Genomic DNA, 24,890 nt, shown 5'->3' on the forward strand with positions numbered 1-24,890 from the left:
GGGGCCCCCCCCCCCCGCCCCCTGGTCTCGCACCTGAGGGATGCTCAGGAGAACCGCTGGGGACCTACGAGTTGACCTGCGCGGTCACCAGGCTGGAGAAGGTGGTCAGCCGGGTGTAGACACCCGGGTAACCCGCCTCCGCACAGCCCTCTCCCCAGGAAGTGATCCCTGCCAGGACGCCCCCGATGAGCAGGGGACCGCCGCTGTCGCCCTGGCAGGTGTCTACGCCGCCGGATGTGTATCCGGCGCAAACCATGTCGCTCGCGACGAAGTCGGAGCCGTAGGAACTGGCACAGCTGGAGTTGGACACGATCGGAACGGTCGCGGTCCGCAGCTGGTTGGAGGAACTGCCGCTCTCCGAGGTGGTGCCCCAGCCCAGGATGCGGGCCGTGGTGCCGGCCGCGTACACGCTGGTCTGGGACGAGGAGACGTACGACGCCGTGGTGTACGGCATTGACGTCGACAGCGTCAGAACGGCCACGTCGTCGCCGTTGGTGGCGTCCGTGTAGTCCGGGTTGATCCAGATCTTGCTGACTCTGCTGACCGTGCCGTTGGTGCCGTTGAGGTAGGTGCGGCCGCCGACGACTCTCACGCTGCTGGTGGTCTCGCCGACCATGCAGTGGGCCGCGGTGACGACCTTGGTCGCGGAGACCAGGGTGCCGCCGCAGAACTGGTTCTGCGAGGCGTCCGTGATCTGCATCATGAACGGGTACGAGGTCGTCGTGGTCGTCGTACCGCCGACGATGGGCTGGGGAGCGGCGACGGCGCCGGGGGCGCCGAGAAGCGCGGTGGCGGCAGCGGCGGTGGTCGCCGCGGCGACGGCGGCGGCCTTCTTCGCACGGGTGAGCCCGAACATCAGTGAGTCTCCTCAGGGTTGCCGGTGGGGGTTCGCGCGGGTGTGGGGGTTGGTACACGGGGGTCGCGGGACCGACCCCCGTATGCCCGGCGAGCGGCACGTTCATAAGCTAGAACGTGGAAGTTCCCCTTCCCAATGAGGGAACCCCCTAAGGGAGTTGGGCAGGGAAAACCCTCGGTCGGCCCTCGTGAACCCCCCTGGGGCGGCAGACCTGGGCAGTACTCAAGGCGCGCGGCGCCCTGCCGCCAGTCTGACGATGTCCACCCGGGATCGGATCCCCAGCTTGCGGTAGACCCGGGTGAGGGTCGCCTCGACCGTCTTCACGCTGATGTACAGCCGCGCGGCTATCTCCCGGTTGGTGGCGCCCTCCATGACGAGCGCGGCCACCTGACGCTCCATCGAGGCGAGCCCTTCGAGACCGTCCAGGCCGTCCAGACCGCCCGGCGCGGCCACGGGGGCGGCCGCAGGTTCCGTCGGCCGGGTCAGCGCGGCCGCCTCCACCTGACGCAGCCAGGGCAGCGCACGGCAGCGCCTGAAGAGGCGGGCCGCCTCGTCGTACGACGTCGGACCGGGCCGCCGGGTGCGCAGCTGGGCCAGGGCGAACGCGGCCCGGGCCTCCTCCAGGCCGTGGCCCAGTTTGGCGAGACGGTCCTGAACCGACGTCAACCGGTCGAGCGCGGCTTCGTGTTCACCCCGCGCCGCCCGCACCAGTGCCTCGGCCCGGTCCAGCACCGCGAGCACGCTCTCCCGGCCCAGCCTGAGTGCGTTCACCCGCGTGACGTCGATGACGTCCTGTGCCTCCCCGGTCTCCCCGATCCGTACGAGGGCCTCGGCGAGGTCGCCCTGCCAGCGCCCGCGTGCCGGGTCGGTGATGCCGAGCCCGTGCTCCAGCTCGCGCACCCGGCGCAGCGAACGCACCGCCGCCTGCGCGTCCCCGGCGACGAGCTGCGCGTATCCGAGGGCGGCCAGGCCCCGGGACTCGTACATCTGGTCGCCGTTCTCCTCGGCGTGGTCGACCGCCTCCCGGGCCAGGTCCAGGGCGCGCTCGACCTGGCCGCCCGAGGCCTCCGCGAGCGAGGCGAGCACGGCCGAGGCCACCTCGCCGATCCCGGTGTCCCGGGCCATCATCAGGCTCTCCCGGGCCAGGTCGAGCGCCCGCCCGCAGTGCCCGGAGCGCAGCTCGGTCTCGGCCACCCCGCGCAGGAAGTGCACCTCGCTCTCGACCGACCCGCGCCGCCGCACCTCGCGCAGCAGCGCGGTGACCGTCGCGCGGGCCTCGGGCAGCTGGTCGCTCATGATCAGCCAGCGGAAGCGGGAGTACCCGGCGCCGTTGTGATGGCATGCCACCCGCGGGTCCTGAGGCTCCTTCAGGGCGCGTTTGATGGTCGCGGGGGCGTCACGGTGACCCATGAGGGTCTCCAGCTGGGCCTGCAGGGCAAGCGCCATCAGCTCGTTGTAGCGGTCACCGGCCCGGGCGGCCAGTGCCGCGGCGTGCGCGGCCTCCTCCCGGGCCCGGTCGAAGTCGCCGTCCACGAGCAGGGCCCGCCAGGCGAGCTGATAGTGGATCAGGGACAGCAGCTTGGGGTCGTCGCCCGCGTCGGTCAGCGCCTGCGGGAAGACCGCGTCGACCTCCGTCATGGCGTGGCCCGCGGTGTCGATCACGATGATCCAGGCCCGCACCCGGTCCGCGGGCACGGTCGCCCGGGTGAGCACGTCCTGGGCGATGTCCCGGGCGAGGTCCAGCTCGCCGGCGGTGATCGCGTCCTCGGCCGCCGCGAGCCGCCGTACGTCCGGAGCCGGCACGCTGTCGGCCGGGGTGTGCCGGGCCGACAGCAGTCCGAGGGAGGCGGCCATCGAGGGCGCGCCCCGGTCCCGGGCCAGGGCCGCGGCCTCGGCGAGCCGGGCCGCCACCTCCGGGTCGGTGCCGGTGGTGGCGAGGGCCAGATGGCGGGCGCGCTCGATGGGGTCGGAGGCGGCCGTGGACAGCGCCCGGTGCGCGTCCCGCCGTTCCTGCGCGGGGGCCTCCGCGTACAGGGCGGCCGAGATCAGCGGATGCGCGAAGCGTACGGCGGGCCCCTCGGCCTCCGTCGCCAGCAGGCCCAGCGCGGCCGCCTGGGCCATCTCGGCCTCGGCGTCACTCCGGCCGGCCGCGTGCAGCAGGGCCGGGGTGGGGCGGGCGCCCGCGCTCGCCACCAGGAGGGTGTGGCGGGCCTCCTCGGACAGCATCTGCAGCCGGCTCAGCACCAGGGCCCGCAGCGAGGTGGGCACAGGCAGCGGCTCGCCGGGGCGGGGCGGGGTCGGGTTCTCGGTGAGCGCGCGGCCGAGTTCCAGGGCGTAGAACGGGTTGCCGCCGCTGGTGCGGTGGATGTCCCGGACGGTGGAGCGCTGCAGGCCGGTGTAGCCGCGGTGGTCGAGCAGCGCGGCCACCTGGGCGCGGGTGAGCGGATGGAAACGGACGGCGAGACTGTCCGGCGGCAACGCGCGTAGATGGCGGTCGTACTCAGGACCGTCGGTCCGGACCGCGCACAGCATCCGCACCGGGATGTCACCGAGCCGGCGGGCGGCGAAACCGAGCAGTTCCAGGCTCGCGGGGTCCAGCCACTGCACGTCGTCAGCGACGACCAGCACCGGACCCTCGGCGGCGAGGGCGCGCAGCGCCGACAGCACGGCCAGGCGCAGGGCGAGGCCGTCGCGCTGGAGGGTGGACTCGCCGCGTCCGGTCAGCGCGGATTCGAGCGCCGTGCGCTGGGCGGCGGGCAGCTTGTCGGAGATGTCGTCCAGGACCAGGCCGAAGAGGTCGGCCAGGGCCAGGAAGGGGAGGTGGGATTCCGACTCGGTGGCCGAGCAGCGCAACACGGTACGGACCGATTCGCCGCATTCCGCGGTCAGCGCCCGCAGGACGGTCGACTTTCCTATTCCGGCGGGGCCGTGCAGGAGCACGCTGCCGCCGCGGGCCAGCTGGTCGCGGGCCTGGCCGAACAGGTCGTCCCGGCCGATGACCAGGTCGGGGCGGCATCTGGCGGGCTCCTGGAAGTCGCGTGGCACGGTCACCGCTCCCCTCCCATGTCGTGTCCTGGCCAATATTAGGCAGGGTGCTTTGAAATTCGGAGGGAACTGGTGGTGAGGGAAATAACAACCGGTTCCGCATCAAGAAATTCAAAGCACCCGCACGTGAATGAGATGTCTACGGATGTTACGGGAGGAGCCCCGCCCTGAGAGCGGCGGCCACCGCCTCGCCCCGGGTCCTGGCCCCCAGTCTCCGCATGGCCGACCGCAGGTACGCCTTGACCGTCTCGGCGGTCACGCCCAGCCTGGCCGCGGCCACGGCGTTGGTCGCACCGGCCGCCACACAGGCCAGAACGTCCAGTTCACGCGGTGTCAAAGAGACGCCTGACGAAGGCACGGGACCGGGGGTCAGAAGCGCGCAGGCGTCGAGCAGCTCGGCGCGCAGCGCGGGGTCGGTGATCCGCGGGGCCAACGCCCGCAGCGCCGCGTGCGCCTCCCGGACCTGCTCCCGGGCGGCGGTGTCACCGCGCCGCGGCTCGGCCCGCGCCGCCACCAGCACGTCCCGCGCCTCGTCACCGACGGCCAGCGCCTGCTCCACGTCCCGCGCCGCGTCCACCGCCGCCGTCAGCGTGCGGTCGCCCAGCGGGCGGGCGTCGCGCAGGGCGCCGTACAGCACACCCCGCACCCGGCGCCGTACCACCACCGGCACGGCCAGCACCGCGCGCAGGCCTTCGGCGGCGACGGCGGTGTCGTACTCGTGGCTGATCTGCCGGGACACCGAGTAGTCCGCCACAGCGCACGGGCGGGCCAGCGCGACGGCCTTGCCGCCGAGGCCGTTGCCCGAGGTCACCGCGAGCGCGAGGAGCGAGGCGGTGTTCGTACCGCTCAGTTCACTGATCCGGATCCGCGGCCGGCCGGGCTCCACCAGACCGCCGAACGCGACCGGAAGCCCCGTGCCGCGCCGCAGCCGCACGAGCGCACGCCGGATCTCCACCGCACCGGCCGCATCCACCGTCACCTGTTCGCCCCTTCACCGCGGCACACACCCCCGTTCGGGGGTAGTGAGACCTGCATCACGGATTACACGATGGCAGAGAGCCGCCCGGCAATGGTCCGGCACGAGGAGGACAAATGACGGCGACCGAGGACTTCCGCGGGGCGCGGGACTTCCTGCTGCAGCACCGCGAGGACTACACCACGGCGTACGAGGGCTTCGCCTGGCCCCGCCCGCAGCACTTCAACTGGGCGCTCGACTGGTTCGACGCCATCGCAGAGGGCAACGACCGCATCGCCCTGCACATCGTCGAGGAGGACGGCGGCGAGGTCCGGCTGACCTTCGCCGAGATGGCGGAACGCTCCAACCGGGTCGCCAACCTGCTGCGCGAGCGAGGAGTGGAGGCCGAGGACCGCATCCTGGTCATGCTGGGCAACCAGGCCGAGCTCTGGGAGACCGCCCTCGCCGCTATGAAGCTGCGGGCCGTCGTCATTCCGGCGACCCCGCTGCTGGGCCCCGCCGACCTGCGCGACCGCGTCGAGCGCGGCCGGGTGGGGCACGTCCTGGTGCGGGCCGAGGACGCCGGCAAGTTCGACGAGGTGCCCGGCGACTACACCCGTACCGCCGTCGGCGGCGTACCGGAGGGCTGGCAGCCGTACGAGGACGCGTACGCCGCCCCCGAGGAGTTCCTGCCCGACGGCCCCACCCTCGCCGACGACCCGCTGATGCTGTACTTCACCTCAGGTACGACGGCCCGCCCCAAGCTCGTCGAGCACACGCACACCTCGTACCCGATCGGGCATCTGGCGACCATGTACTGGATCGGCCTCAAGCCCGGCGACGTGCACCTGAACATCTCCTCGCCCGGCTGGGCCAAGCACGCCTGGTCCAATCTGTTCGCGCCGTGGAACGCCGAGGCGACCGTCTTCATCCACAACTACACACGCTTCGACGCGGGCCGACTGATGGCGGAGATGGACCGCGCGGGGGTGACGACCTTCTGCGCCCCGCCGACCGTGTGGCGCATGCTCATCCAGGCCGACCTGACCCAGCTGCGCACACCGCCGCGAGAGGTGGTCGCGGCCGGGGAGCCCCTGAACCCCGAGGTCATCGAGCAGGTCCGACGGGCCTGGGGCGTCACCATCCGGGACGGCTTCGGCCAGACCGAAACCGCCGTGCAGGTCTCCAACAGCCCGGGACAGGTGCTGAAGACCGGCTCCATGGGCCGCCCGAGCCCCGGCTACGAGGTGGAGCTCCTCGACCCGGTGTCGGGTGCGCCCGGCGCCGCCGAGGGCGAGATCGCGCTGGACCTGTCGGCCCGGCCGGTTGGCCTGATGACCGGCTACCACGGCGACCCGGACCGCACGGCGGAGGCGATGGCCGGCGGCTACTACCGGACCGGGGACGTGGCCTCGCGGGACACGGACGGCTACCTGACCTACATCGGCCGCAGTGACGACGTCTTCAAGGCCTCCGACTACAAGATCAGCCCCTTCGAGCTGGAGAGCGCGCTCCTTGAGCACGAGGCGGTGGCCGAGGCGGCCGTCGTGCCCGCGCCGGACGAGCTGCGGCTCGCGGTCCCGAAGGCGTACGTCGTGCTGGCGGAGGGCTGGGAGCCCGGCCCCGACACCGCGAAGGTGCTCTTCGAACACTCCCGGGAAGCGCTGGCGCCGTACAAGCGCGTCCGGCGCCTGGAGTTCGCGGAGCTGCCCAAGACCGTGTCCGGCAAGATCCGGCGGATCGAGCTGCGTGAGGCGACGGCGGCGGGGTCGGACGCGGAGTACCGCGAGGAGGACTTCCGGTGAACTCGTACACCCATGGAACCAGCGGGACTTCGCTCCTCGGCGACACCATCGGTGCCAACCTGGACCGGGCGGTGGCCACCTGGCCTGAGCGGGAGGCGCTCGTCGACATGCCGTCCGGACGACGGTGGACCTACGCCCGGTTCGGCGCCGACGTCGACCGGTTGGCGTCCGCGCTGCTCGCCTCCGGGGTGGCCAAGGGCGACCGGGTGGGGATCTGGGCGGTCAACTGCCCCGAGTGGGTGCTCGTGCAGTACGCCACCGCGCGCATCGGCGCGGTCATGGTGAACATCAACCCGGCGTACCGCACACACGAGTTGGAGTACGTCCTCAACCAGGCGGGGATCTCCCTCCTGTTCGCCTCGCTCAGCCACAAGACCAGCGACTACCGGGCGATGGTCGACGAAGTGCGGGGCAGATGCCGGGAGTTGCGGAAGGTCGTGTACATCGGCGACCCGGGCTGGGAGGAGTTGCTGGGGCGCGGGAGCCCTGAGGTGACGTACCCCGAGCTGTCCTGCGACGACCCGATCAACATCCAGTACACCTCGGGCACGACGGGCTTCCCCAAGGGGGCGACCCTCTCCCATCACAACATCCTCAACAACGGTTATTTCGTGGGTGAGTTGATTGACTACAGCGAGCAGGACCGGGTGTGCGTCCCCGTGCCCTTCTACCACTGCTTCGGCATGGTGATGGGCAATCTGGCAGCGACCTCGCACGGCGCCTGTGTGGTCATCCCGGCCCCCTCCTTCGACCCGGCGGCGACCCTGCGGGCGGTCCAACAGGAGCGCTGCACCTCGCTCTACGGCGTCCCGACCATGTTCATCGCGGAGCTCAACCTCCCCGACTTCGAGACCTACGACCTCTCTTCGCTGCGTACCGGCATCATGGCGGGCTCGCCCTGCCCGGTGGAGGTGATGAAGCGGGTGGTCGCCGAGATGCACATGGCGGAGGTCTCCATCTGCTACGGCATGACCGAGACGTCCCCGGTGTCGCTGCAGACCCGCAGGGGCGACGACCTGGAGCACCGTACCGGCACGGTCGGCCGTGTCCTGCCGCACATCGAGGTCAAGGTCGTCGACCCGGCCACCGGGGTCACCCAACCCCGGGGCAGCGCGGGGGAGTTGTGCACCCGCGGCTACAGCGTGATGCTCGGCTACTGGAACGAACCCGAGAAGACGGCGGAGTCCGTCGACTCGGGGCGCTGGATGCACACGGGCGACCTCGCGATGATGCGCGAGGACGGCTACGTCGAGATCGTCGGCCGCATCAAGGACATGATCATCCGGGGTGGCGAGAACATCTACCCGCGCGAGATCGAGGAGTTCCTCTACACCCATCCGAAGATCGCGGACGTCCAGGTCGTCGGCGTGCCGCAGGAACACTACGGCGAGGAGGTCCTGGCCTGCGTCATCCCGCGCGACCCGGCGCACCCGCCGACCCTGGAGGAACTGCGCGCCTTCTGCGACGGGCGGCTGGCCCACTACAAGATCCCGAGCCGGCTGCGGATCCTGGAGTCCTTCCCGATGACGGTGTCCGGGAAGGTGCGCAAGATCGAGCTGCGGGAGATGTACGGCCGCGGCTAGGCCCCGTCCGGCGGATCCTGCAGGCGTCGCGGGGCCTGGCACCCCCCCCCGGGGGAGGGCGTGCCCCCAGCAGCTTTGTCGTCGGTCGCCGACTCCCTCACGCTCGAACAACCTCGCGCGGGGGACCCCCATCGCGTCGTCCGCCGCCGTACCGGCTGATCGACCGGCCCCTTCGCCTTGCAGCTGCACGCTCCCCCACTCTCGGCTTCGCTTCGCGCGGGGGACCCTCACGACCCCGCTCGACTCGGCCTACCAGCACAGTTTCCGCAGTCGAACCGCCGGACAGGCCTAGTCGCGGCGCATGCAGACCCGGGGCCAGGCGTCGAGGCCGAGCTGTGCTTCGTGGGCGCGGATCGTGCGGAGGCCCGGGGTGACTTCGGGTTCGGCCAGGACACGGAAGCCCAGACGCTCGTAGTACGGGGCGTTCCACGGGACGTCGGTGAAAGTGGTCAGTGTGAGACCGGCCAGCCCCTCCTCGCGTGCGTGGTCGGCTGCGTGGGCGAGGAGGGCCCGGCCGATACGGCGGTGCGCGAAGTCCGGGTGCACCGAGACCTGCTCGATGTGCAGGGCGCCGTCGACGGGCTCCGCGATCAGGTAGGCGACCGGCCGGTCCTCCTCGTCGGCGGTCACCCAGGCACGTCCGGCCCGGCGGTAGCCCTCCAGGACCTCCAGGGCGGGCGGGTCGTCATCGGCGACCGCCGCCATGCCGAGCGCCCGGAAAGGGGCGCCTGCGGCGCGCTCGATGGCCTGGAGGGCCGGGAGTTCGGTGGCGGTGGGGTGGCGGATCTCCATGCGGCGAGTATGCGGGTGGGGCTGCGTTGAGTGTGGGGATGACAGGCGACAGGCGACGCGCCCGTCCTGAGGTACCCCTGCCCGGTCGCCCCCAGCCGTCTACGCTGCCCGGTCGCCCCGAGCCGCCGTCGGCCTATGTCTGCGCCCCCAGCTCGTCGGCCAGGCCGTTCACCGGCTGAGGTGTGCCCGTCAGGTCCAGGACGAACAGGGGGACGCCGAGGGAGTCGGCCCGGGTGCGGGCCTCGGTGGTGTAGCCGGCCAGTGAGAAGTAGACGCAGTGCGCGGACTCCGTCATGGCCGTCAGCCACAGGCACTCCACGTCCCGAGGCGAGGCCGGCCGCACGGTCGGGTCCACCTGGGCCAGCAGGCCGCGCGCGGCGAGACTGATGCCGGACGGGGGCCGCTGGTCCGCACGCCGGATGTCCTGGTAGCCGAGCCAGCGCAGATACAGCGCCGCGACGGTGACCGCGTCGCGCGCGGTGCGGATCGTGATCGGCTGGAAGGTGCGGCGCGGGGGAGCGGGGTCACCCGCGCCCGGCTCCACGCCCGGGGCGGGATCCTGGCCTCCGGACACCGGAATACGCAGCACCGTCCCGCAGGCGCAGCCCAGCTCCGGCTGCGGCCACTCGGCCTTGTGGCCGCAGACCGCGCACTCCACGGCGACCCACGCCTCGTCCCACACCTGGTGGGTGACGGCCATGGGCGCGCCGTGCCGGTCCAGCGGCGGGTGGACCGGGGCGCCGCACGTGCAGGGGTACGACGGCGCCGCGTAGAGGTGCTCGCGCCGGCAGACCGGACAGCGCACCGACACGCTCTCGGACATGGCCACATCGTCCTCCAGTACCCGCCCGGTTGTCCGCCTCTTGACGGTCTTCACGCACCCACCTACATTGCTTCCAGATAGTAGAAAACTTATTCCGTAATACGGAAGTGCTCGCGGCGGGGCGCGACGGGAGTACGCATCCGACAGGAGTACTCGATGGCTCGAATGACCGCTGCCCGCGCGGCAGTTGAGATCCTCAAGCGCGAAGGTGTCGCGGACGCGTTCGGCGTGCCCGGCGCGGCGATCAACCCCTTCTATGCGGCGCTCAAGGCATCCGGGGGCATCCACCACACCCTCGCCCGCCATATAGAGGGCGCCTCGCACATGGCCGAGGGCTACACCCGCACCCACCCGGGCAACATCGGCGTCTGTATCGGCACCTCAGGACCCGCCGGCACCGACATGATCACCGGCCTCTACTCCGCGACCGGCGACTCCATCCCGATCCTGTGCATCACGGGCCAGGCCCCGACCGCCGTGATCCACAAGGAGGACTTCCAGGCCGTCGACATCGCCTCCATCGCGGGGCCGGTGACGAAGATGGCGGTCACCGTCCTGGAGGCCGCCCAGGTCCCCGGCGTCTTTCAGCAGGCCTTCCACCTCATGCGCTCCGGCCGCCCCGGCCCGGTCTTGGTCGACCTGCCGATCGACGTCCAGCTGACGGAGATCGAGTTCGACCCGGAGACCTACGAGCCGCTCCCGGTCTACAAGCCGGCCGCGAGCCGCGCGCAGATCGAGAAGGCGATCGGGATGCTGAACGCCTCCGAGCGCCCCCTGATCGTCGCCGGCGGCGGTGTCATCAACGCCGACGCGGCCGAACTCCTCGTCGAGTTCGCCGAGTTGACCGGAATCCCGGTGGTCCCGACCCTCATGGGCTGGGGTGTGCTGCCCGACGACCACGAGCTGAACGCCGGCATGGTCGGCCTGCAGACCTCACACCGCTACGGCAACGCGACCTTCCTGGAGTCCGACTTCGTCCTCGGTATCGGCAACCGCTGGGCCAACCGCCACACCGGCAAACTGGACGTCTACACGGCCGGCCGGAGGTTCGTCCACATCGACGTCGAGCCCACCCAGATCGGCAGGATCTTCGCGCCGGACTACGGCATCGCGTCGGACGCCAGGGCGGCACTGGCCCTCTTCGTCGAGGTGGCGAGGGAGTTGAAGGCGGCGGGCCGGCTTCCCGACCGCTCGGCGTGGGCGGCCGCGGCGCAGGAGAAGAAGGCGACGCTCCAGCGCCGTACGCACTTCGACGACATCCCGATCAAGCCGCAGCGCGTCTACGAGGAGATGAACAAGGCCTTCGGACCGGAGACCCGGTACGTCTCCACGATCGGCCTCTCCCAGATCGCCGGCGCCCAGATGCTGCATGTCTTCAGGCCCCGCCACTGGATCAACTGCGGCCAGGCGGGCCCGCTCGGCTGGACCGTCCCGGCCGCGCTGGGCGTCGCGAAGGCCGACCCGGAGGCACAGGTGGTCGCCCTGTCCGGCGACTACGACTTCCAGTTCATGATGGAGGAGTTGGCCGTCGGGGCCCAGCACCGGATCCCGTACATCCACGTCCTCGTGAACAACTCCTACCTGGGCCTGATCCGCCAGGCCCAGCGCGCCTTCGACATCGACTTCCAGGTCAACCTGGAGTTCGAGAACGTCAACTCCCCGGAACTGGGCGTCTACGGCGTCGACCACGTCAAGGTCGCCGAGGGCCTCGGCTGCAAGGCGATCCGGGTGACGGACCCGGCGGACCTGGGCGCGGCCCTCGACCAGGCCAAGAAGCTCGCCGCCGAGTTCCGGGTCCCGGTCGTCGTCGAGGCCATCCTGGAACGCGTCACCAACATCTCGATGTCCACGACCAACGACATAGGCAACGTGGTCGAGTTCGAGGAGATCGCGACAGAGCCGGCCCATGCGCCGACGTCGATCAGGCCGCTCAGGGTCTGACCCCGCGCACAGATGAAGGGCGGCCCCACCGTGATGGTCGGACCGCCCTCTCCTGTGCCCGGCTCCCCCGTAGCCGTCCCCCGTCGCGGGGCCCGCCGCCCCCGTGCCGGCGGGCCTCACGTGATGAGAATGTGCCCGAGGCAGGGGCGGGTTGAAGCCCCTTGAACCATGTTCAGAGGTTGATTTGAGGATTCCCTAGCAGGCATACGACCGGTGCCGTACACCGGCTCACTGCTCATGGTGCTCGGAGAGCCCCGGCCAGTCGTCGGGACCGCCGCCCTGCCACTCCACGATGTCGTCGTCCTCGACCTCGATCCGGTCGAGATCGGCGAGCCTGAGCAGTTCGACGACGTCGTCCAGATGCGAGGCGACGCCGAGGCTCTCGTCGTCCACGGTGACCCGCCGGGAGCCGTCCAGGGCCGGGGCGTGCACCACCACATGCGGCTGTTCTGTCGGATGCGCTGCCATGCCTTCAGCCTCCTGCGATCCGCCCCGATCCGCACCCCGACAGGGCCGTTCCGCCGGGCTTGCCTGTATTCCCGCCGACCGGGACCGACCGGCCTTCCCGGGCGACCGGGCCCATGACACAGGGTCGTGGGGCCCCGACGACCGCGCTCACGGTGTCCGAGCCCCACGGCCCTGGAACGGTGTCCTGCGGGAGAGCACCCGAAGAACAGCGGTGCCTCATGACGACACCGCGGACAAGCCGTCGGGACCGCGGCGGCGGCGACGGAACCGGCACGCGCCCCTTCCCTCAGGTCGAAGAAGGAGGGTCCGGCACCTTCACCACCGCACTGGCTCGCCCACCGCCGCGGTCCTCCCCCTGCCCGCACCGGCACCGGGCGACCACCCCTCATCCGGGTTGCCGGGCACTTCGCGTGCGGTCAGGGAGTCTCAGCCCTCACCCAGGGCGTGGCCCGCCTCCGCCACGCGCCGGCCGTATTCGGGGTCCGCGGCGTGGAAGTGCGCGAGGTTCTTGTCGATCACGTCGTCGCGGGAGACCCGGGAGACCCGGGAGACCCGGGAGAGGCCGCCGGGGGCACGGACCGGGCACGGCCGCTCTCCGCGGGTCTGTCGTACGAGTTCTGGGGTCCGTACAGAACTTGACCCGCGAGGCCACGGAAGTCGGCGCAGGTGAATCCCGTGATGTCGTCCGTGACCTCGAAGTAGCCGTGCGCACCGGAATCCCCGGATGGTTCCGGGCGGCGACACCGCCTGGGCGCGACGGGACAGATGTCAGCGGTGGCGCCGCCCGGAGTCTTCGGGGGGTGTCAGACCCGGGCGCCGGACAGGCGCTCCACGGCCCGCAGCAGTGCCGAGTGGTCGAGGCCCCCGTCGCCCTGCGCACGCAGGCTCGCGACCAGCTGGGCGACCACGGCGCCCACCGGCAGCGCCGCGCCGACGTTGCGGGCGGCGTCGGTGACGATGCCCATGTCCTTGTGGTGCAGGTCGATCCGGAAGCCCGGCTTGAAGTCGCGCCGGAGGAAGTTGTCCTTCTTGCGGGTCAGCACGGTCGAGCCGGCGAGGCCGCCGTTCAGGACGTCCAGCGCGGCCTTCAGGTCCACGCCCGACTTCTCCAGGAAGACCACGGCCTCGGCGCACGCCTGGATGTTCACGGCGACGATGAGCTGGTTCGCGGCCTTCACCGTCTGGCCGGAGCCGTGCGGCCCGCACAGCACGATGGTCTTGCCGAGCGCCTCGAAGATCGGCTCGGCCTCGTCGAAGTCGGCCTGCTCACCGCCGACCATGATGGACAGCACGGCCTCGACGGCGCCCGCCTCGCCGCCGGACACGGGAGCGTCCAGGACGCGAATGCCCTTGTCCTTGGCGGCCTTCGCCAGGTCGACCGAGGTCTGCGGAGTGATCGAGGACATGTCGATCAGCAGGGCGCCGGAGCGGGCGTGGGCCAGGATGCCCTCGGGGCCGTACGCGATGGCCTCGACCTGCGGAGACGCCGGAACCATCGTGATGATCACGTCGGCGTCCCGCACGGCCTCGGCGATCGAACCGGCGGCCGTGCCCCCGGCGGCGGCCAGGCGGTCCAGCTTGTCCTGCTCCAGGGTGAAGCCGGTGACGTCGTAACCCGCCTTGACGAGATTCTCGGACATGGGGGAGCCCATGATGCCGAGGCCTATCCAGGCGATCCTGGGAAGTGCGTTGCTCATGATGGGGGTGCCTTTCCTGAAGGGGTCAGCGGGACAGCCAGTCGAAGGCCTCGGCGCTCGGGCGGTCGCCCGGCTTGTACTCGAGGCCGACCCAGCCGTCGTAACCCGCCTTCTTCAGCTGGTCGAGGAGGTCTTCGAGGGGCAGCGAGCCGGTTCCCGGAGCGCCACGGCCCGGGTTGTCGGCGATCTGGACATGGCCGGTCTTCGGGGCGAACTCCTCGATCACCACCGGCAGGTCCTCGCCGTTCATGGACAGGTGGTAGAGGTCCATGAGGAAGCGCGCGTTGCCGAGGCCGGTCGCGTTGTTGACCTTGTCGACGACCCCCACCGCCGCGGGCGCGCTCACCAGTGGGTACCGTGGGGACTCCGGCTTGTTGAGGGCCTCGATCAGGAGGATCGCGCCGATCCGGTCGGCCGCGCGGGCCGCGAGGACCAGGTTCTCCAGCGCGAGCGCGTCCTGCTCGGCCGGGTCCACGCCGTCGACGCGGTTGCCGTACAGGGCGTTGAGTGCCGTGGCGCCGAGCGAGTCGGCGAAGTCGGCGGCCACGTCGATGTTGGCGCGGAACCGCTCGGACTCCTCGCCCGGGATCGACAGGGCGCCGCGGTCGGGGCCGGGCAACTCGCCGGCGTAGAAGTTCAGGCCCGTGAGCTGGACGCCCGCATCCTCGATCGCCTGCTTCAGCGCGTCGAGCTCGGACCGATCGGGGGTGGGGGTGTCGATCCAGGGCCACCACAGCTCGACCGCGGTGAAACCGGCCGCGGCGGCTGCCGCCGGGCGCTCCAGGAGCGGGAGTTCCGTGAAGAGGATCGACAGGTTGACGTTGAAGCGCTGCTCTGCGAATCCCATGTCGCGGAGCCCCCTTCCGTGTCGATTGTTCCGGTATGTGGAAGTTAGTTTCTGCTTATTGGAAGATTGCCGTCGGGTCGAAGGGGTTGTCAAGAGGGCTCGGCGGAAAACGGCACCGCGCGTTAGGTTGTGCGCGTGCGATTGAGAGTGGAGTTCACGACCGAGCCCTTCGATCTCGACGAGGCCCCGGCCCACGCGCTCGTGGCCCGCGAGGTCATCGAGGCGGCCGAGCTGGACGCGGTGGACGTCGGCCCGTTCGGCAACACGGCGGAGGGCGGCGCCGACGAGATGCTCACCGCCGTGGACGCCCTGCTGCGCAAGACCCTGGCCTCCGGTGCCACCCGGATCTCGCTCCAGCTCAATGTGATCGGAGAGGGTGGCGAGTGACCGGCGACGAGCCGTTCATCGCGGCGGTCAAGCCCCTGGTCGACGCCATGGGCGGCGAGATGCTCCCGCCGGACGAGGCCGGCCCCGACGACGTCGTGCTCTCCTGGGAGGGCGCCGACGTGGTCGCCGTACGACTGCCGCAGCTCGCGGACTCCCTCGATCACATCCTGGCCGCCATGGAGCGGAAGAAGGGCAGACCGCTCGCGGACCTGGACCGCAAGGCCAAGCAGGAGGTCGTACGGATGCTGGAGGCGCGCGGCGCCTTCTCCGTACGGCACGGCGTGGAGACCGTGGCGAGCGCGCTCGGGGTGAGCCGCTTCACGGTCTACAACTATCTGAACCGGGACAAATCGTAGGGAACGAGCCCGGGCGGGTTCCGTAACCCCGAATTTTCAACAAAGTGTTGACGTGATGTCGCGTGGGGGCGTTAGCTGACTCCCGTGACTTCGACTTCCATGCCCCCCGGCCTGGCCCGGTTCAACGCCCTGGAGGAGCACGCGGCCCACGCGGTCCTTCTTGAGGCGTGCGCCTCCACGGCGTGGGCTCGGCGTCTGCTCGCCGCCCGCCCCTACGCGACCGCGGACGACCTCTACACCATCAGCGACACCGCCACGGCCGAGCTGACCGCCGACGACCTCGCCGAGGCGATGTCCGGTCACCCGCCGATCGGCCGCCCCAAGCCGGGCGACCCGACCTCGGCCCGCGAACAGCGTGGTATGGCCGGGGCTTCCGACGAGCTCAAGGCGGAGATGCTCGAACTGAACCTGGCCTACCAGGAGAGGTTCGGCCATGTCTTCCTGATCTGCGCGACCGGTCGCACCGGTGAGCAGATGCGCGACGCGGTCAAGGAGCGGATCGGCAACGCGCCGGAGCGGGAACGCGAGATCGTCCGCACCGAGCTGGGCAAGATCAACCGTATCCGGCTCGCCCGCATCGTCGAAGAGGACGCCTGACCATGAGTACGAGCACCACCGCCTCGGTGTCCACACACATCCTGGACACCAGCGTCGGCCGCCCCGCCGGGGGAGTCGCCGTCCGGCTCACGGCTCGCAGCGGCCGCGATGCGGACTGGCAGACGCTCGGAGGCTCCGCGACCGACGCGGACGGGCGGTGCAAGGACCTGCCGGCACTGCCGGAGGGGACCACCCACGTACGGCTCGACTTCGAGGTCGAACCGTACTTCTTGAAGAAGCAAGCCGATGCGCAGCAGGACGCCCCCGCGAATCGGGACAGCGGTGCCGGAGTGTTCTTCCCGGAGGTGGCGATCACCTTCGCTGTGCGGCCCGGAGAGCACTATCACGTACCGCTGCTGCTCAACCCGTTCGGCTACTCCGTATATCGAGGGAGCTAGCTAGAGATGCCCACCATTCTGGGACAGAACCAGTACGGCAAGGCCGAGAACCGAGTCGTCAAGATCACGCGGGACGGCGCCACCCACCACATCAAGGACCTCAACGTCTCCGTGTCCCTGAGCGGAGACATGGACGAGGTGCACTACTCCGGCTCCAACGCCAACGTCCTGCCGACGGACACCACCAAGAACACGGTGTACGCCTTCGCCAAGGAGCACGGCATCGAGTCCGCCGAGCAGTTCGGCATCCATCTCGCCCGGCACTTCGTGACGAGCCAGGAGCCGATCAGGACCGCCCGCATCCGCATCGAGGAATACGCCTGGGAGCGGATCGAGAGCGCGGGCAAGGGCGAGCACTCGTTCGTCCGGCAGGGCCAGGAGACCCGGCTCGCCCAGATCACGTACGACGGCTCGTCGTGGGAGGTCGTCTCCGGGCTGAAGGACCTGACCGTCATGAACTCGACGGACTCCGAGTTCTGGGGCTACGTCAAGGACAAGTACACGACGCTCCCCGAGGCGTACGACCGCATCCTGGCCACCGAGGTCTCCGGCCGCTGGCGCTTCAACTGGACCGACGAGGCCGAGCCGATGCCGGCCTGGGAGGAGTCGTACGCCCAGGTCAAGGAGCACCTGCTGAGGGCCTTCGCGGAGACGTACTCGCTCTCGCTCCAGCAGACCCTGTACCGGATGGGTTCGCGGATCATCGAGAACCGCGGTGAGATCGACGAGGTGCGATTCTCGCTGCCGAACAAGCATCACTTCCTGGTGGATCTGGAGCCGTTCGGGCTGAAGAACGCCACCGAGGACGGCGCTGTGTACTTCGCGGCCGACCGGCCCTACGGCCTGATCGAGGCCACCGTCCTGCGGGACGGGCGTGAGGCGAAGATCCCAGCCGACCTGACGAACCTCTGAGGGGCGCACCATGGCAGCAGTTCAGCGCATCGTGATCGAGAACTGTTCGATCGCGACCGTCGACGCGCATGACACCGAGTACGCGAACGGCCATGTGGTCCTCGCCGGCAACCGCATCGAGTCGCTCGGCGCGGGCCGGGCCCCCGACGGCCTGGAGAACGTCGAGCGCCGGATCGACGCCACCGGTCACCTGGTGACCCCCGGCCTGGTCAACACCCATCACCACTACTACCAGTGGATCACCCGGGGTCTCGCCACCGACCACAACCTCTTCAACTGGCTCGTCGCCCTGTACCCGACCTGGGCGCGCATCGACGAGCAGATGGTCTACTCGGCCGCCCAGGGCTCCCTGGCGATGATGGCCCGCGGCGGTGTCACCACCGCGATGGACCACCACTACGTCTTCCCCGCCGGTTCCGGCGACCTGTCCGGCGTGATCATCCGCGCCGCCCGCGAGACGGGCGTCCGCTTCACCCTCGCCCGCGGCTCCATGGACCGCAGCGAGAAGGACGGCGGTCTGCCCCCGGACTTCGCCGTCGAGACCCTCGAAGACGCCCTCGCCGCCACCGAGGCCACCGTCAAGGAGCATCACGACTCCTCCTTCGACGCGATGACCCAGGTCGCCGTCGCGCCCTGCTCGCCGTTCTCCGTCTCCACCGAACTCCTGCGCCAGGGAGCCGAGTTGGCCCGCCGCCTCGGTGTGCGGCTGCACACCCACGGTTCGGAGACCGTGGAGGAGGAGCAGTTCTGCAAGGAACTCTTCGGCATGGGCCCGACCGACTACTTCGAGTCCACCGGCTGGCTCGGCGAGGACGTGTGGATGGCGCACTGCGTCCACATGAACGACTCCGACATCGCCGCCTTCGCCCGGACGAAGACCGGCGTCGCCCACTGCCCGTCGTCAAATGCCCGTCTGGCGGCGGGTATCGCGAGGGTCCCCGACATGCTCGCGGCCGGTGTCCCGGTCGGTCTCGGCGTCGACGGTACGGCGTCCAACGAGTCCGGTGAACTCCACACCGAGCTGCGCAACGCCCTGCTCATCAACCGCCTCGGGGCGCACCGGGAAGCGGCACTGAACTCCCGTCAGGCCCTGCGTCTGGGCACGTACGGCGGTGCCCAGGTCCTGGGCCGTGCCGCCGAGACCGGTTCCCTGGAGGCGGGCAAGCTCGCCGACCTGGTGCTGTGGAAGCTGGACACCCTCGCCCACGCCTCCATCGCCGACCCGGTGACCGCGCTGGTCTTCGGCGCGGCGGCGCCGGTCACGGCCTCCTTCGTGAACGGCCGTCAGATCGTGGAGAACGGCCGCCTGCTGCACGTCGACGAGGACGCCATCGCCCGCTCGACGCGGGAGCAGGCACAGCGGCTGGCGCGGATCGCCGGTCACTGACTCTCGTACGGCACTTGATCTCCGGTCGGGAGGGACGGCTCCCGACCGGCAGCCGTGGACCCCTTGTTCCGGGTTCCACGGCGGCCGTGCCCGGGGCGCGTGTTGGACGCACGCGCCCCGGAACGGTCCCCGTCCTCGGTCCCGCACGGCCGCGCACCACCTCCATGAAACCCACGGCACCGCCCTTGCGCGGCCGTGTAACCGCCCGGAGGCGAGCCGCAGTGTCAGTCCACCCAGTCGACGAGAAACTCCCCGCCCTGAAGATGGCGACCACCGGTCTCCAGCACGTGGCCGCCATGTACGCCGGAGTCGTCGCCCCACCTCTGATCGTCGGCGCGGCCATCGGCCTGACCGCCACCGACCTCACCTTCCTCACCGGCGCCTGTCTGTTCACCGCGGGCCTGGCCACCTTCCTGCAGACCCTCGGCATCTGGAGGATCGGCGCCCGGCTGCCCTTCGTCAACGGCGTCACCTTCGCCGGTGTCGCCCCCATGACCGCGATCGTCGCCTCCACGGACGACAGGTCCGACGCCCTGCCCGTCATCTTCGGCGCGGTGATCGTCGCGGGGCTGCTCGGCTTCCTCGCCGCCCCCTTCTTCAGCAAGGCGATCCGCTTCTTCCCGCCGGTCGTCACCGGGACCGTCATCACCCTGATAGGCGTCTCGCTCCTGCCGGTCGCCTTCGGCTGGGCCCAGGGCCCCAACCCCGCCGCAGACGACTACGGTTCGACGACCAACCTGGGCCTGGCGGCGGCAACTCTCCTGATCGTGCTCCTCCTACGGCGTTTCACCCGCGGGTTCGTCAAGCAAGTCGCGGTGCTGCTGGGCCTGGTGGTCGGCACGCTCCTCGCGATCCCCTTCGGCGCCACGGACTTCGGACCGGTCGCCGACGCGGCCGTGGTCGGCTTCCCGACCCCGTTCCACTTCGGTGCCCCGCAGTTCCAGCTCGCCGCGGTCCTCTCCATGTGCGTGGTGATGGTGGTCTCGATGACCGAATCGACCGCGGACATGCTGGCGTTGGGCGAGATCGTCGAGCGCCCCGCCGACGAGCGGACCATCGCGGCCGGCCTGCGCGCCGACACCCTCGGCTCGGCACTCAGCCCCCTCTTCAACGGCTTCATGTGCAGCGCCTTCGCCCAGAACATCGGCCTGGTCGCCATGACGAGGATCCGCAGCCGCTACGTCGTCGCCACCGGCGGCGCCTTCCTGGTGCTGATGGGCCTGTGCCCCATGGCCGCCTCGCTCATCGCCGTCGTACCGCGCCCCGTGCTCGGCGGCGCGGGAGTGGTCCTGTTCGGATCGGTGGCGGCCAGCGGCATCCAGACCCTGGTCAAGGCCGGTCTGGAGAAGGACAACAACGTCCTGATCGTCGCCGTGTCACTGGCGGTCGGCATCATCCCGATCACCGCGCCGGAGTTCTACCACGCGTTCCCCGAGACGGCCCGGATCGTCCTGGACTCCGGGATCTCGACGGGCTGCGTGGCCGCGGTGCTGCTCAACCTGGTCTTCAACCACCTCGGCAGGGGCAGGGACGCGCAGGACGTCACCCACCCCATGGAGGCCGTCCCCGCTCAGTCGATCTCGTAACTGTCCCCGTACACCTGCCACTTGAGAGGTGTGTCCAGGTCGAGGTTGCCCGCCTCCAGGAACACCCGCTGGGCCGTCTCGACCCGGCTCACCTCACTGTGCGCCACCTCCTGCTTCATCGCCCACACCCGGGCGTCCAGGAAGGCGTGCAGGTACGCGGTCTCGTCGCCACCGTCCGTGGGAGTGGCCGAAGCCTTGCGGGCCCGGCTGCGGATACCGCCGAAACTCAGGGTGTCCGTGCCGGGGCCGTGCATGACCATCGCGTCGTAGTAGACGAACTGGCCGAGCGTGCCGAGGCCGTCCTTCTTGGCACGCGCGACGGCCGGGTCGAAGTAGACGCGGTCCCGCTCGTCCCGCTGTGCCGTGCGGAACGCGGAGGTCTTCGCCGCCGTCCGCCAGGCCGCCGGGAAGCCCGGGTCCAGTCCGTCGTGCGAGTCGGTGCCGTCCACCGCGCGCAGGGCGGGCAGGTAGGGGGCAAGGGGATTGTCGGAGTCCCGTTCCGTGTAGAGCTCGACCAGCGCCAGCATGTCGCTCGTACCGGAGCAGAAACCGATGATGCCCGCTGTGTAGCCGCGGCCGTCCCCGATGTCCTCGATGTACGTGTACTGCGCCTTCCAGTCCAGCGAGGAGTTCTCCGCGCTGGACACCAGCCGCATCGCGATGTCCTTCTTGGCCGGGACGTCGAGCCCGGTCGGGTCCGCGGCCTCGGCGGACGGCCACTGGGTGCTCAGCACCCCGGCTCCGAGGGCGGCGAGCAGTGTGCGGCGGGCGGCTGTTCTGGACAGGAGGGCCACGTCGTCTCCAAGTCAGGCGCTGTGAAGGGGAGTTGAGAGTTGCGCACCAACTTGGGAATGGCGTGGGGTGCCGGTAGCAGGTCACTGTGAAAACGAGTGTGGGCGCAGGACCATGAGGGAGCCCTCCAAGGTCGCCACCATGGCGAAGGGGAACCGGTCGACCTCAAGGCAGAGTGCGATGTCGTCAGGATGGACTCCTTGTCGCACTCCTTCCGCCAGTTCGGCGGCGGCACGTGACTCGGCGGCACGACGGAGGAACCCGGAGGCATCCGTCCCGGTCTCGGTTGCCCTACGGGCGATGTACTGAGCACATGCCAGATCCTCCTCGGCCTGCCCGTCCTCGCCGGTGACCACGAACGTGACACGCTCACTCCCGCGCGTCCGCAGGAGCTGGGCCGTCGCCTCGGCCACCACGAAACTGGCGCACAGCACCAGCGGCGACTCCCTGACCGCGAGGGCTCCGACCGTCCCGGCGGTGGTCTTCTGCACGACGGTCCGTCCGGAGAGGTCGAGGGACCGCAGCAACCCGGGGGAGTTGACGGCATCGAACCCGGGCGCGGGCGGCCCGTCCTTGAGCGCCACCCAGTCCGGGTGACGGGCCTTGAGGGCCAGGGCTTCGTCGAGCGACTCGGCAAGCACGATCTCCTCCGCCCCCTGCGTGAAGGCCCAGGCAGTCACGGTGAAAGCACGCATGACGTCGACGACGACGGCGACGGAGGGGGCTTCGGTGTGTTCCAGATCAGCGATGGCGAGGAAACGAGAGTCCATTCAGGTCATGATCGCGCAGGCCCCATCCAACGGGCCACGGCTTTTCCCTCGGGTTCCGACAGCGCCCCTGTAGGGGCGCGGGGCTCTGTCTGATGTGCGGCTCCGCCGCGTGGGCGCGACCAGCCACAACCAACCCGCAGCCGCAAGACGACACACCGAGGCACATCCATAGGCGCCCTACCCCCGCACACGCACACGCCCACCCGGCCGCAACACCACCGCAGCCACCCCCACCGCAACCCCCGCAACCCCGGCCCCCACCCGGAACGCCAACTGATACCCCTCCGCGGTCGCCGACACCATCTCCGCCCCGCCCGCCAGCAACCCCTCCGTCCGGCTCGCCGCCACCACCGACAGCACCGCAAGCCCCAGCGAACCCCCCACCACCTGCGTGGTGTTGAACAACCCGGACGCCAGCCCCGCGTCTTCCTCCCGGGCACCCGACATCGCGAGCCCGGTCAGCGCGGGCATCGCCGCCGCGAACCCGGTGGCCAGCAACAGCAGGACCGGAAGGAAGTCCACGAGATACGAGCCGTCGGCCGGGGCGCGGCTCAGCAGGGCCATCCCGGCGGCGATGAGAACGAGCCCCGCCAGCAGCACCCGGTACGCGCCGAACCGGCCGATGGTCCGCGCGGACAGCCCCAGCATCAGCACCCCGATCGCGACCGGCGCCGGCAGGAACGCCGTACCGGTGAGCAACTCACCGAAGCCCAGCACGCGTTGGACATACAACGCACCGAGGAACTGGAAGCCGTACATCGTCGCGATCATCAGGATCTGGACGGCGTTCGCGCCCGACAGCAGCCGGGAGCCGAACAGCCGCAGTCGCAGCAGCGGGCGGGCGGCACGCCCCTGGCGCAGGGTGAACGCGATGAACAGGGTCAGGGCGAGAGCGGCAAGGAGGAGCGTGGCGGTAAGGTCGCGGTCGCCGGAGCCGACGATCACGTACACCGTCAGCATCAGCGCCCCCGTGACCAGCGCCGCCCCCGGATAGTCCGCGCCCCGGCCGAGCCCCTCGCCGTCCTCCGCGGCGAGCACGCGGACGGCCGCCCACAGCGCCACGACTCCGATCGGCAGGTTGATCAGGAAGATCCAGTGCCAGTTCAGGGCCTGGGTCAACGCGCCGCCGAGGAACGTGCCAAGCGCCCCGCCCGCCGCCCCGACCGCGCTGAACACCGCGATGGCGCGGGCCTGTTCACGCGGCTCGGGGAACAGGGCGACCAGCATGCCGAGCACCACCGCCGAGGTCATCGCCCCGCCCACGCCCTGCAGGGCACGCGCCGCGATCAGCACTCCCTGGCTGGTCGCCACCCCGCACAGCACGGACGCCGCCGTGAACGCGGCGAGCCCCGCCGCGAACATCCGCTTGCGGCCGACCAGGTCACCCAGCCGACCCACCAGCAGCAACAACCCGCCGAAGGGGATCAGATAGGCGTTGACCACCCAGGCAAGCCCGGTACCCGAAAACCCGAGGTCGTTCTGGATGGCCGGCATGGCGACGGTGACGATGTTGCCGTCCAGGACAGTCATGAGTGTTCCCGCGCACAGGACGACGAGGGCCGTCCAGCGGGAGTGGGTTCGGTGCGGTGCTCGCGTCGGGTTCTCGACGATGGCCGTCATGATGACGTGGCCTCCGATTCTCCATGGTTCCGACAAGTGGCCCAGGTGCACGACTTGTAACGGGGCCCATCGTCGGTGACCATGGAGAGCGGTGTAAGGAGGCAGTCCGATGTCCCAGAGGAACACCGGTGTTACCGTCCAGGTCGTGAACGCGCACGCGTGCCCGGTGCGCGAAGTTCTTGACAGGGTCTCCGGCAAATGGAGCGTGCAGATCCTTGTCGCGGCCGCCCACGGACCCATCCGCTTCACCGAGTTGGAGCGCAGCATCGAGGGCATCAGCCGCCGCATGCTGACCCTGACCCTGCGCAACCTGGAGCGCGACGGCCTCGTCATCCGCACCGTCCACCCGACGGTGCCGCCCCGGGTCGAGTACGAACTCACCCCGGTCGCCCGGGAGTTGCACGAGACCCTGCAACGCCTGACCGACTGGGCCGAGGGCAACAGGGTCTACATCGCCGAGGCGCGGGCCAAGTACGACGACGAGCGGGAGCCGGAACCGGCCTGACCTACAACAGGCTCGGGTCCGAGGCCAGCCCCTTCAGGACCTCGCCAGCGTTCGGGACCAGCCGCCGCTCCTTGAGGTCCATCAACCCGCCGACCGCCGTGATCTCGGCCGCCACCGTGCCGTCCTTCTTGCGGATCGTCTGCTGTACTCGGAAGGTCTTGCCCTCGCTCCACTCGAAGGAGCAGCTCACCTCCACCTCGTCGCCCGCCAGCAGCTCCCGCCGGTAGCGGATCGTGGTCTCCAGCGCCACCGGTCCCACCCCGCTGCCGATGAGCCCTGCCTGGGTGATTCCGGCGGCCCTGAGCAGCGACCAGCGGGCGTGCTCCGCGTAGCTGAGGTACACGCTCTGGTTGAGATGGCCCTGCACGTCCGTCTCGTACCCACGGACGGTCACCGGTACGGAAAACGGCTCGCTCATGTCAATCCCCTCTCGCGCCACGGCAGTTACTGCCCCGATCCTGACATGTGCCCTCTACACGCGGCGCGGGGAGGCCAGCAGGTACCGGGCCCTGGTCCGTGGTTCGGTGTACTCGCCGACCTGCCAGCCGGCCCGCTCCAGCGTGGTCGCGCAGGCCCGCAGCGCCCCGGGGTCCGGCGCGTGCACGGCGACGGCCTCCGGCTGCGGGGTGGCGCGCACCCGGTAGCCGGGCGAGCCACCCGCTTCCGGCGTGTGTCCGGCCGCCTCCAGGGCGAGTGCGGCCGCCTGCACCAGATGCGTGCGCTCCCAGCCGCACGGCCGGTCCGTGGCCCCGTCGGGACTGGTCATCC

Annotated in this window: 23 protein-coding genes and 1 pseudogene; 11 read left to right on the top strand and 13 right to left on the bottom strand. The window is 70.5% G+C overall.

Annotated features, from left to right (window positions below; all coding sequences use genetic code 11):
* Positions 1-64: 64 nt before the first annotated feature.
* The 3 genes from ACI2L1_RS39655 to ACI2L1_RS39665 all read right to left on the bottom strand — a co-directional run bounded on the left by ACI2L1_RS39655 (position 65) and on the right by ACI2L1_RS39665 (position 4,880).
* Complete coding sequence (locus tag ACI2L1_RS39655) at positions 65-856, bottom strand: S1 family peptidase (RefSeq protein WP_404744309.1); 792 nt, start codon at positions 854-856, stop codon at positions 65-67.
* A gap of 222 nt (positions 857-1,078) precedes the next feature.
* On the bottom strand, positions 1,079-3,907 hold the full coding sequence (locus tag ACI2L1_RS39660; protein WP_404744310.1) for an AAA family ATPase: 2,829 nt from the start codon (positions 3,905-3,907) through the stop codon (positions 1,079-1,081).
* Positions 3,908-4,049: 142 nt separating this feature from the next.
* Positions 4,050-4,880, bottom strand: coding sequence for a response regulator transcription factor (locus ACI2L1_RS39665; RefSeq protein ID WP_404744311.1), 831 nt, complete (start codon positions 4,878-4,880; stop codon positions 4,050-4,052).
* Positions 4,881-4,993: 113 nt separating this feature from the next.
* Here ACI2L1_RS39665 and ACI2L1_RS39670 point away from each other — a divergent pair, with 113 nt between their 5' ends.
* Positions 4,994-6,661, top strand: a complete 1,668-nt coding sequence (locus ACI2L1_RS39670) for an AMP-binding protein (RefSeq protein ID WP_404744312.1) — start codon at positions 4,994-4,996, stop codon at positions 6,659-6,661.
* A complete protein-coding gene (locus tag ACI2L1_RS39675; protein WP_404744313.1) occupies positions 6,658-8,244 on the top strand; it encodes an AMP-binding protein in 1,587 nt (528 codons plus the stop codon). Before ACI2L1_RS39670 ends, ACI2L1_RS39675 begins: the two co-directional genes overlap by 4 nt.
* A 288-nt stretch (positions 8,245-8,532) precedes the next feature.
* Here the strand turns inward: ACI2L1_RS39675 and ACI2L1_RS39680 are convergent, their stop codons facing one another.
* A complete protein-coding gene (locus ACI2L1_RS39680; protein WP_404744314.1) occupies positions 8,533-9,036 on the bottom strand; it encodes a GNAT family N-acetyltransferase in 504 nt (167 codons plus the stop codon).
* A 133-nt stretch (positions 9,037-9,169) separates the two neighbouring features.
* Entirely contained in the window at positions 9,170-9,859 is a 690-nt protein-coding gene (locus ACI2L1_RS39685) for a hypothetical protein (protein ID WP_404744315.1), read from the bottom strand.
* A 156-nt stretch (positions 9,860-10,015) separates the two neighbouring features.
* On the opposite strand from ACI2L1_RS39685, the gene gcl reads away from it, so the two are divergent.
* A complete protein-coding gene (gcl, locus tag ACI2L1_RS39690; protein WP_404744316.1) occupies positions 10,016-11,800 on the top strand; it encodes a glyoxylate carboligase in 1,785 nt (594 codons plus the stop codon).
* Between the two features lie 228 nt (positions 11,801-12,028).
* Here gcl and ACI2L1_RS39695 read toward each other — a convergent pair whose 3' ends face one another.
* The 3 genes from ACI2L1_RS39695 to ACI2L1_RS39705 form a co-directional block, all read right to left on the bottom strand.
* On the bottom strand, positions 12,029-12,268 hold the full coding sequence (locus tag ACI2L1_RS39695) for a hypothetical protein (RefSeq protein ID WP_404744317.1): 240 nt from the start codon (positions 12,266-12,268) through the stop codon (positions 12,029-12,031).
* A gap of 803 nt (positions 12,269-13,071) precedes the next feature.
* Positions 13,072-13,965, bottom strand: a complete 894-nt coding sequence (locus ACI2L1_RS39700; RefSeq protein WP_404744318.1) for a 2-hydroxy-3-oxopropionate reductase — start codon at positions 13,963-13,965, stop codon at positions 13,072-13,074.
* Positions 13,966-13,990: 25 nt separating this feature from the next.
* Positions 13,991-14,812, bottom strand: a complete 822-nt coding sequence (locus ACI2L1_RS39705) for a TIM barrel protein (protein ID WP_404744319.1) — start codon at positions 14,810-14,812, stop codon at positions 13,991-13,993.
* Positions 14,813-14,947: 135 nt separating this feature from the next.
* Between ACI2L1_RS39705 and ACI2L1_RS39710 the strand changes: the two genes are divergently transcribed.
* The 7 genes from ACI2L1_RS39710 to ACI2L1_RS39740 all read left to right on the top strand — a co-directional run bounded on the left by ACI2L1_RS39710 (position 14,948) and on the right by ACI2L1_RS39740 (position 20,435).
* Positions 14,948-15,199: a hypothetical protein gene (locus tag ACI2L1_RS39710; RefSeq protein ID WP_404744320.1), complete on the top strand. Its 252-nt coding sequence runs from the start codon at positions 14,948-14,950 to the stop codon at positions 15,197-15,199.
* Between the two features lie 47 nt (positions 15,200-15,246).
* The gene (locus ACI2L1_RS39715; protein ID WP_404744335.1) at positions 15,247-15,555 is read left to right on the top strand and encodes a helix-turn-helix domain-containing protein; all 309 of its coding nucleotides are present in this window, start codon (positions 15,247-15,249) and stop codon (positions 15,553-15,555) included.
* Between the two features lie 84 nt (positions 15,556-15,639).
* Complete coding sequence (uraD, locus tag ACI2L1_RS39720; protein ID WP_404744321.1) at positions 15,640-16,152, top strand: 2-oxo-4-hydroxy-4-carboxy-5-ureidoimidazoline decarboxylase; 513 nt, start codon at positions 15,640-15,642, stop codon at positions 16,150-16,152.
* A 2-nt stretch (positions 16,153-16,154) separates the two neighbouring features.
* Positions 16,155-16,550: a hydroxyisourate hydrolase gene (gene uraH / locus ACI2L1_RS39725; protein ID WP_404744322.1), complete on the top strand. Its 396-nt coding sequence runs from the start codon at positions 16,155-16,157 to the stop codon at positions 16,548-16,550.
* 6 nt (positions 16,551-16,556) lie between these two features.
* The gene (pucL, locus tag ACI2L1_RS39730) at positions 16,557-17,462 is read left to right on the top strand and encodes a factor-independent urate hydroxylase (protein WP_404744323.1); all 906 of its coding nucleotides are present in this window, start codon (positions 16,557-16,559) and stop codon (positions 17,460-17,462) included.
* Between the two features lie 10 nt (positions 17,463-17,472).
* On the top strand, positions 17,473-18,849 hold the full coding sequence (locus ACI2L1_RS39735) for an 8-oxoguanine deaminase (RefSeq protein WP_404744324.1): 1,377 nt from the start codon (positions 17,473-17,475) through the stop codon (positions 18,847-18,849).
* A 164-nt stretch (positions 18,850-19,013) separates the two neighbouring features.
* Entirely contained in the window at positions 19,014-20,435 is a 1,422-nt protein-coding gene (locus tag ACI2L1_RS39740) for a nucleobase:cation symporter-2 family protein (protein WP_404744325.1), read from the top strand.
* Here ACI2L1_RS39740 and ACI2L1_RS39745 read toward each other — a convergent pair.
* The 3 genes from ACI2L1_RS39745 to ACI2L1_RS39755 all read right to left on the bottom strand — a co-directional run bounded on the left by ACI2L1_RS39745 (position 20,420) and on the right by ACI2L1_RS39755 (position 23,617).
* Positions 20,420-21,229, bottom strand: coding sequence for a chitosanase (locus ACI2L1_RS39745; RefSeq protein WP_404744326.1), 810 nt, complete (start codon positions 21,227-21,229; stop codon positions 20,420-20,422). The genes ACI2L1_RS39740 and ACI2L1_RS39745 overlap by 16 nt on opposite strands.
* An 81-nt stretch (positions 21,230-21,310) precedes the next feature.
* The gene (locus ACI2L1_RS39750) at positions 21,311-21,997 is read right to left on the bottom strand and encodes a 2-phosphosulfolactate phosphatase (RefSeq protein ID WP_404744327.1); all 687 of its coding nucleotides are present in this window, start codon (positions 21,995-21,997) and stop codon (positions 21,311-21,313) included.
* Positions 21,998-22,174: 177 nt separating this feature from the next.
* Complete coding sequence (locus ACI2L1_RS39755; RefSeq protein WP_404744328.1) at positions 22,175-23,617, bottom strand: MFS transporter; 1,443 nt, start codon at positions 23,615-23,617, stop codon at positions 22,175-22,177.
* A 109-nt stretch (positions 23,618-23,726) separates the two neighbouring features.
* Between ACI2L1_RS39755 and ACI2L1_RS39760 the strand changes: the two genes are divergently transcribed.
* Positions 23,727-24,122, top strand: a complete 396-nt coding sequence (locus ACI2L1_RS39760) for a winged helix-turn-helix transcriptional regulator (protein ID WP_404744329.1) — start codon at positions 23,727-23,729, stop codon at positions 24,120-24,122.
* 1 nt (position 24,123) lies between these two features.
* On the opposite strand, the gene ACI2L1_RS39765 is transcribed toward ACI2L1_RS39760, so the two are convergent.
* Both ACI2L1_RS39765 and ACI2L1_RS39770 read right to left on the bottom strand, forming a co-directional pair.
* Positions 24,124-24,540: an acyl-CoA thioesterase gene (locus ACI2L1_RS39765; RefSeq protein WP_404744330.1), complete on the bottom strand. Its 417-nt coding sequence runs from the start codon at positions 24,538-24,540 to the stop codon at positions 24,124-24,126.
* 54 nt (positions 24,541-24,594) lie between these two features.
* Positions 24,595-24,890: pseudogene (locus ACI2L1_RS39770) on the bottom strand (hypothetical protein); the annotation flags it as partial.

Origin of the sequence: Streptomyces sp. NPDC019531 (assembly GCF_044903305.1) — a bacterium.
Classification (GTDB): domain Bacteria; phylum Actinomycetota; class Actinomycetes; order Streptomycetales; family Streptomycetaceae; genus Streptomyces.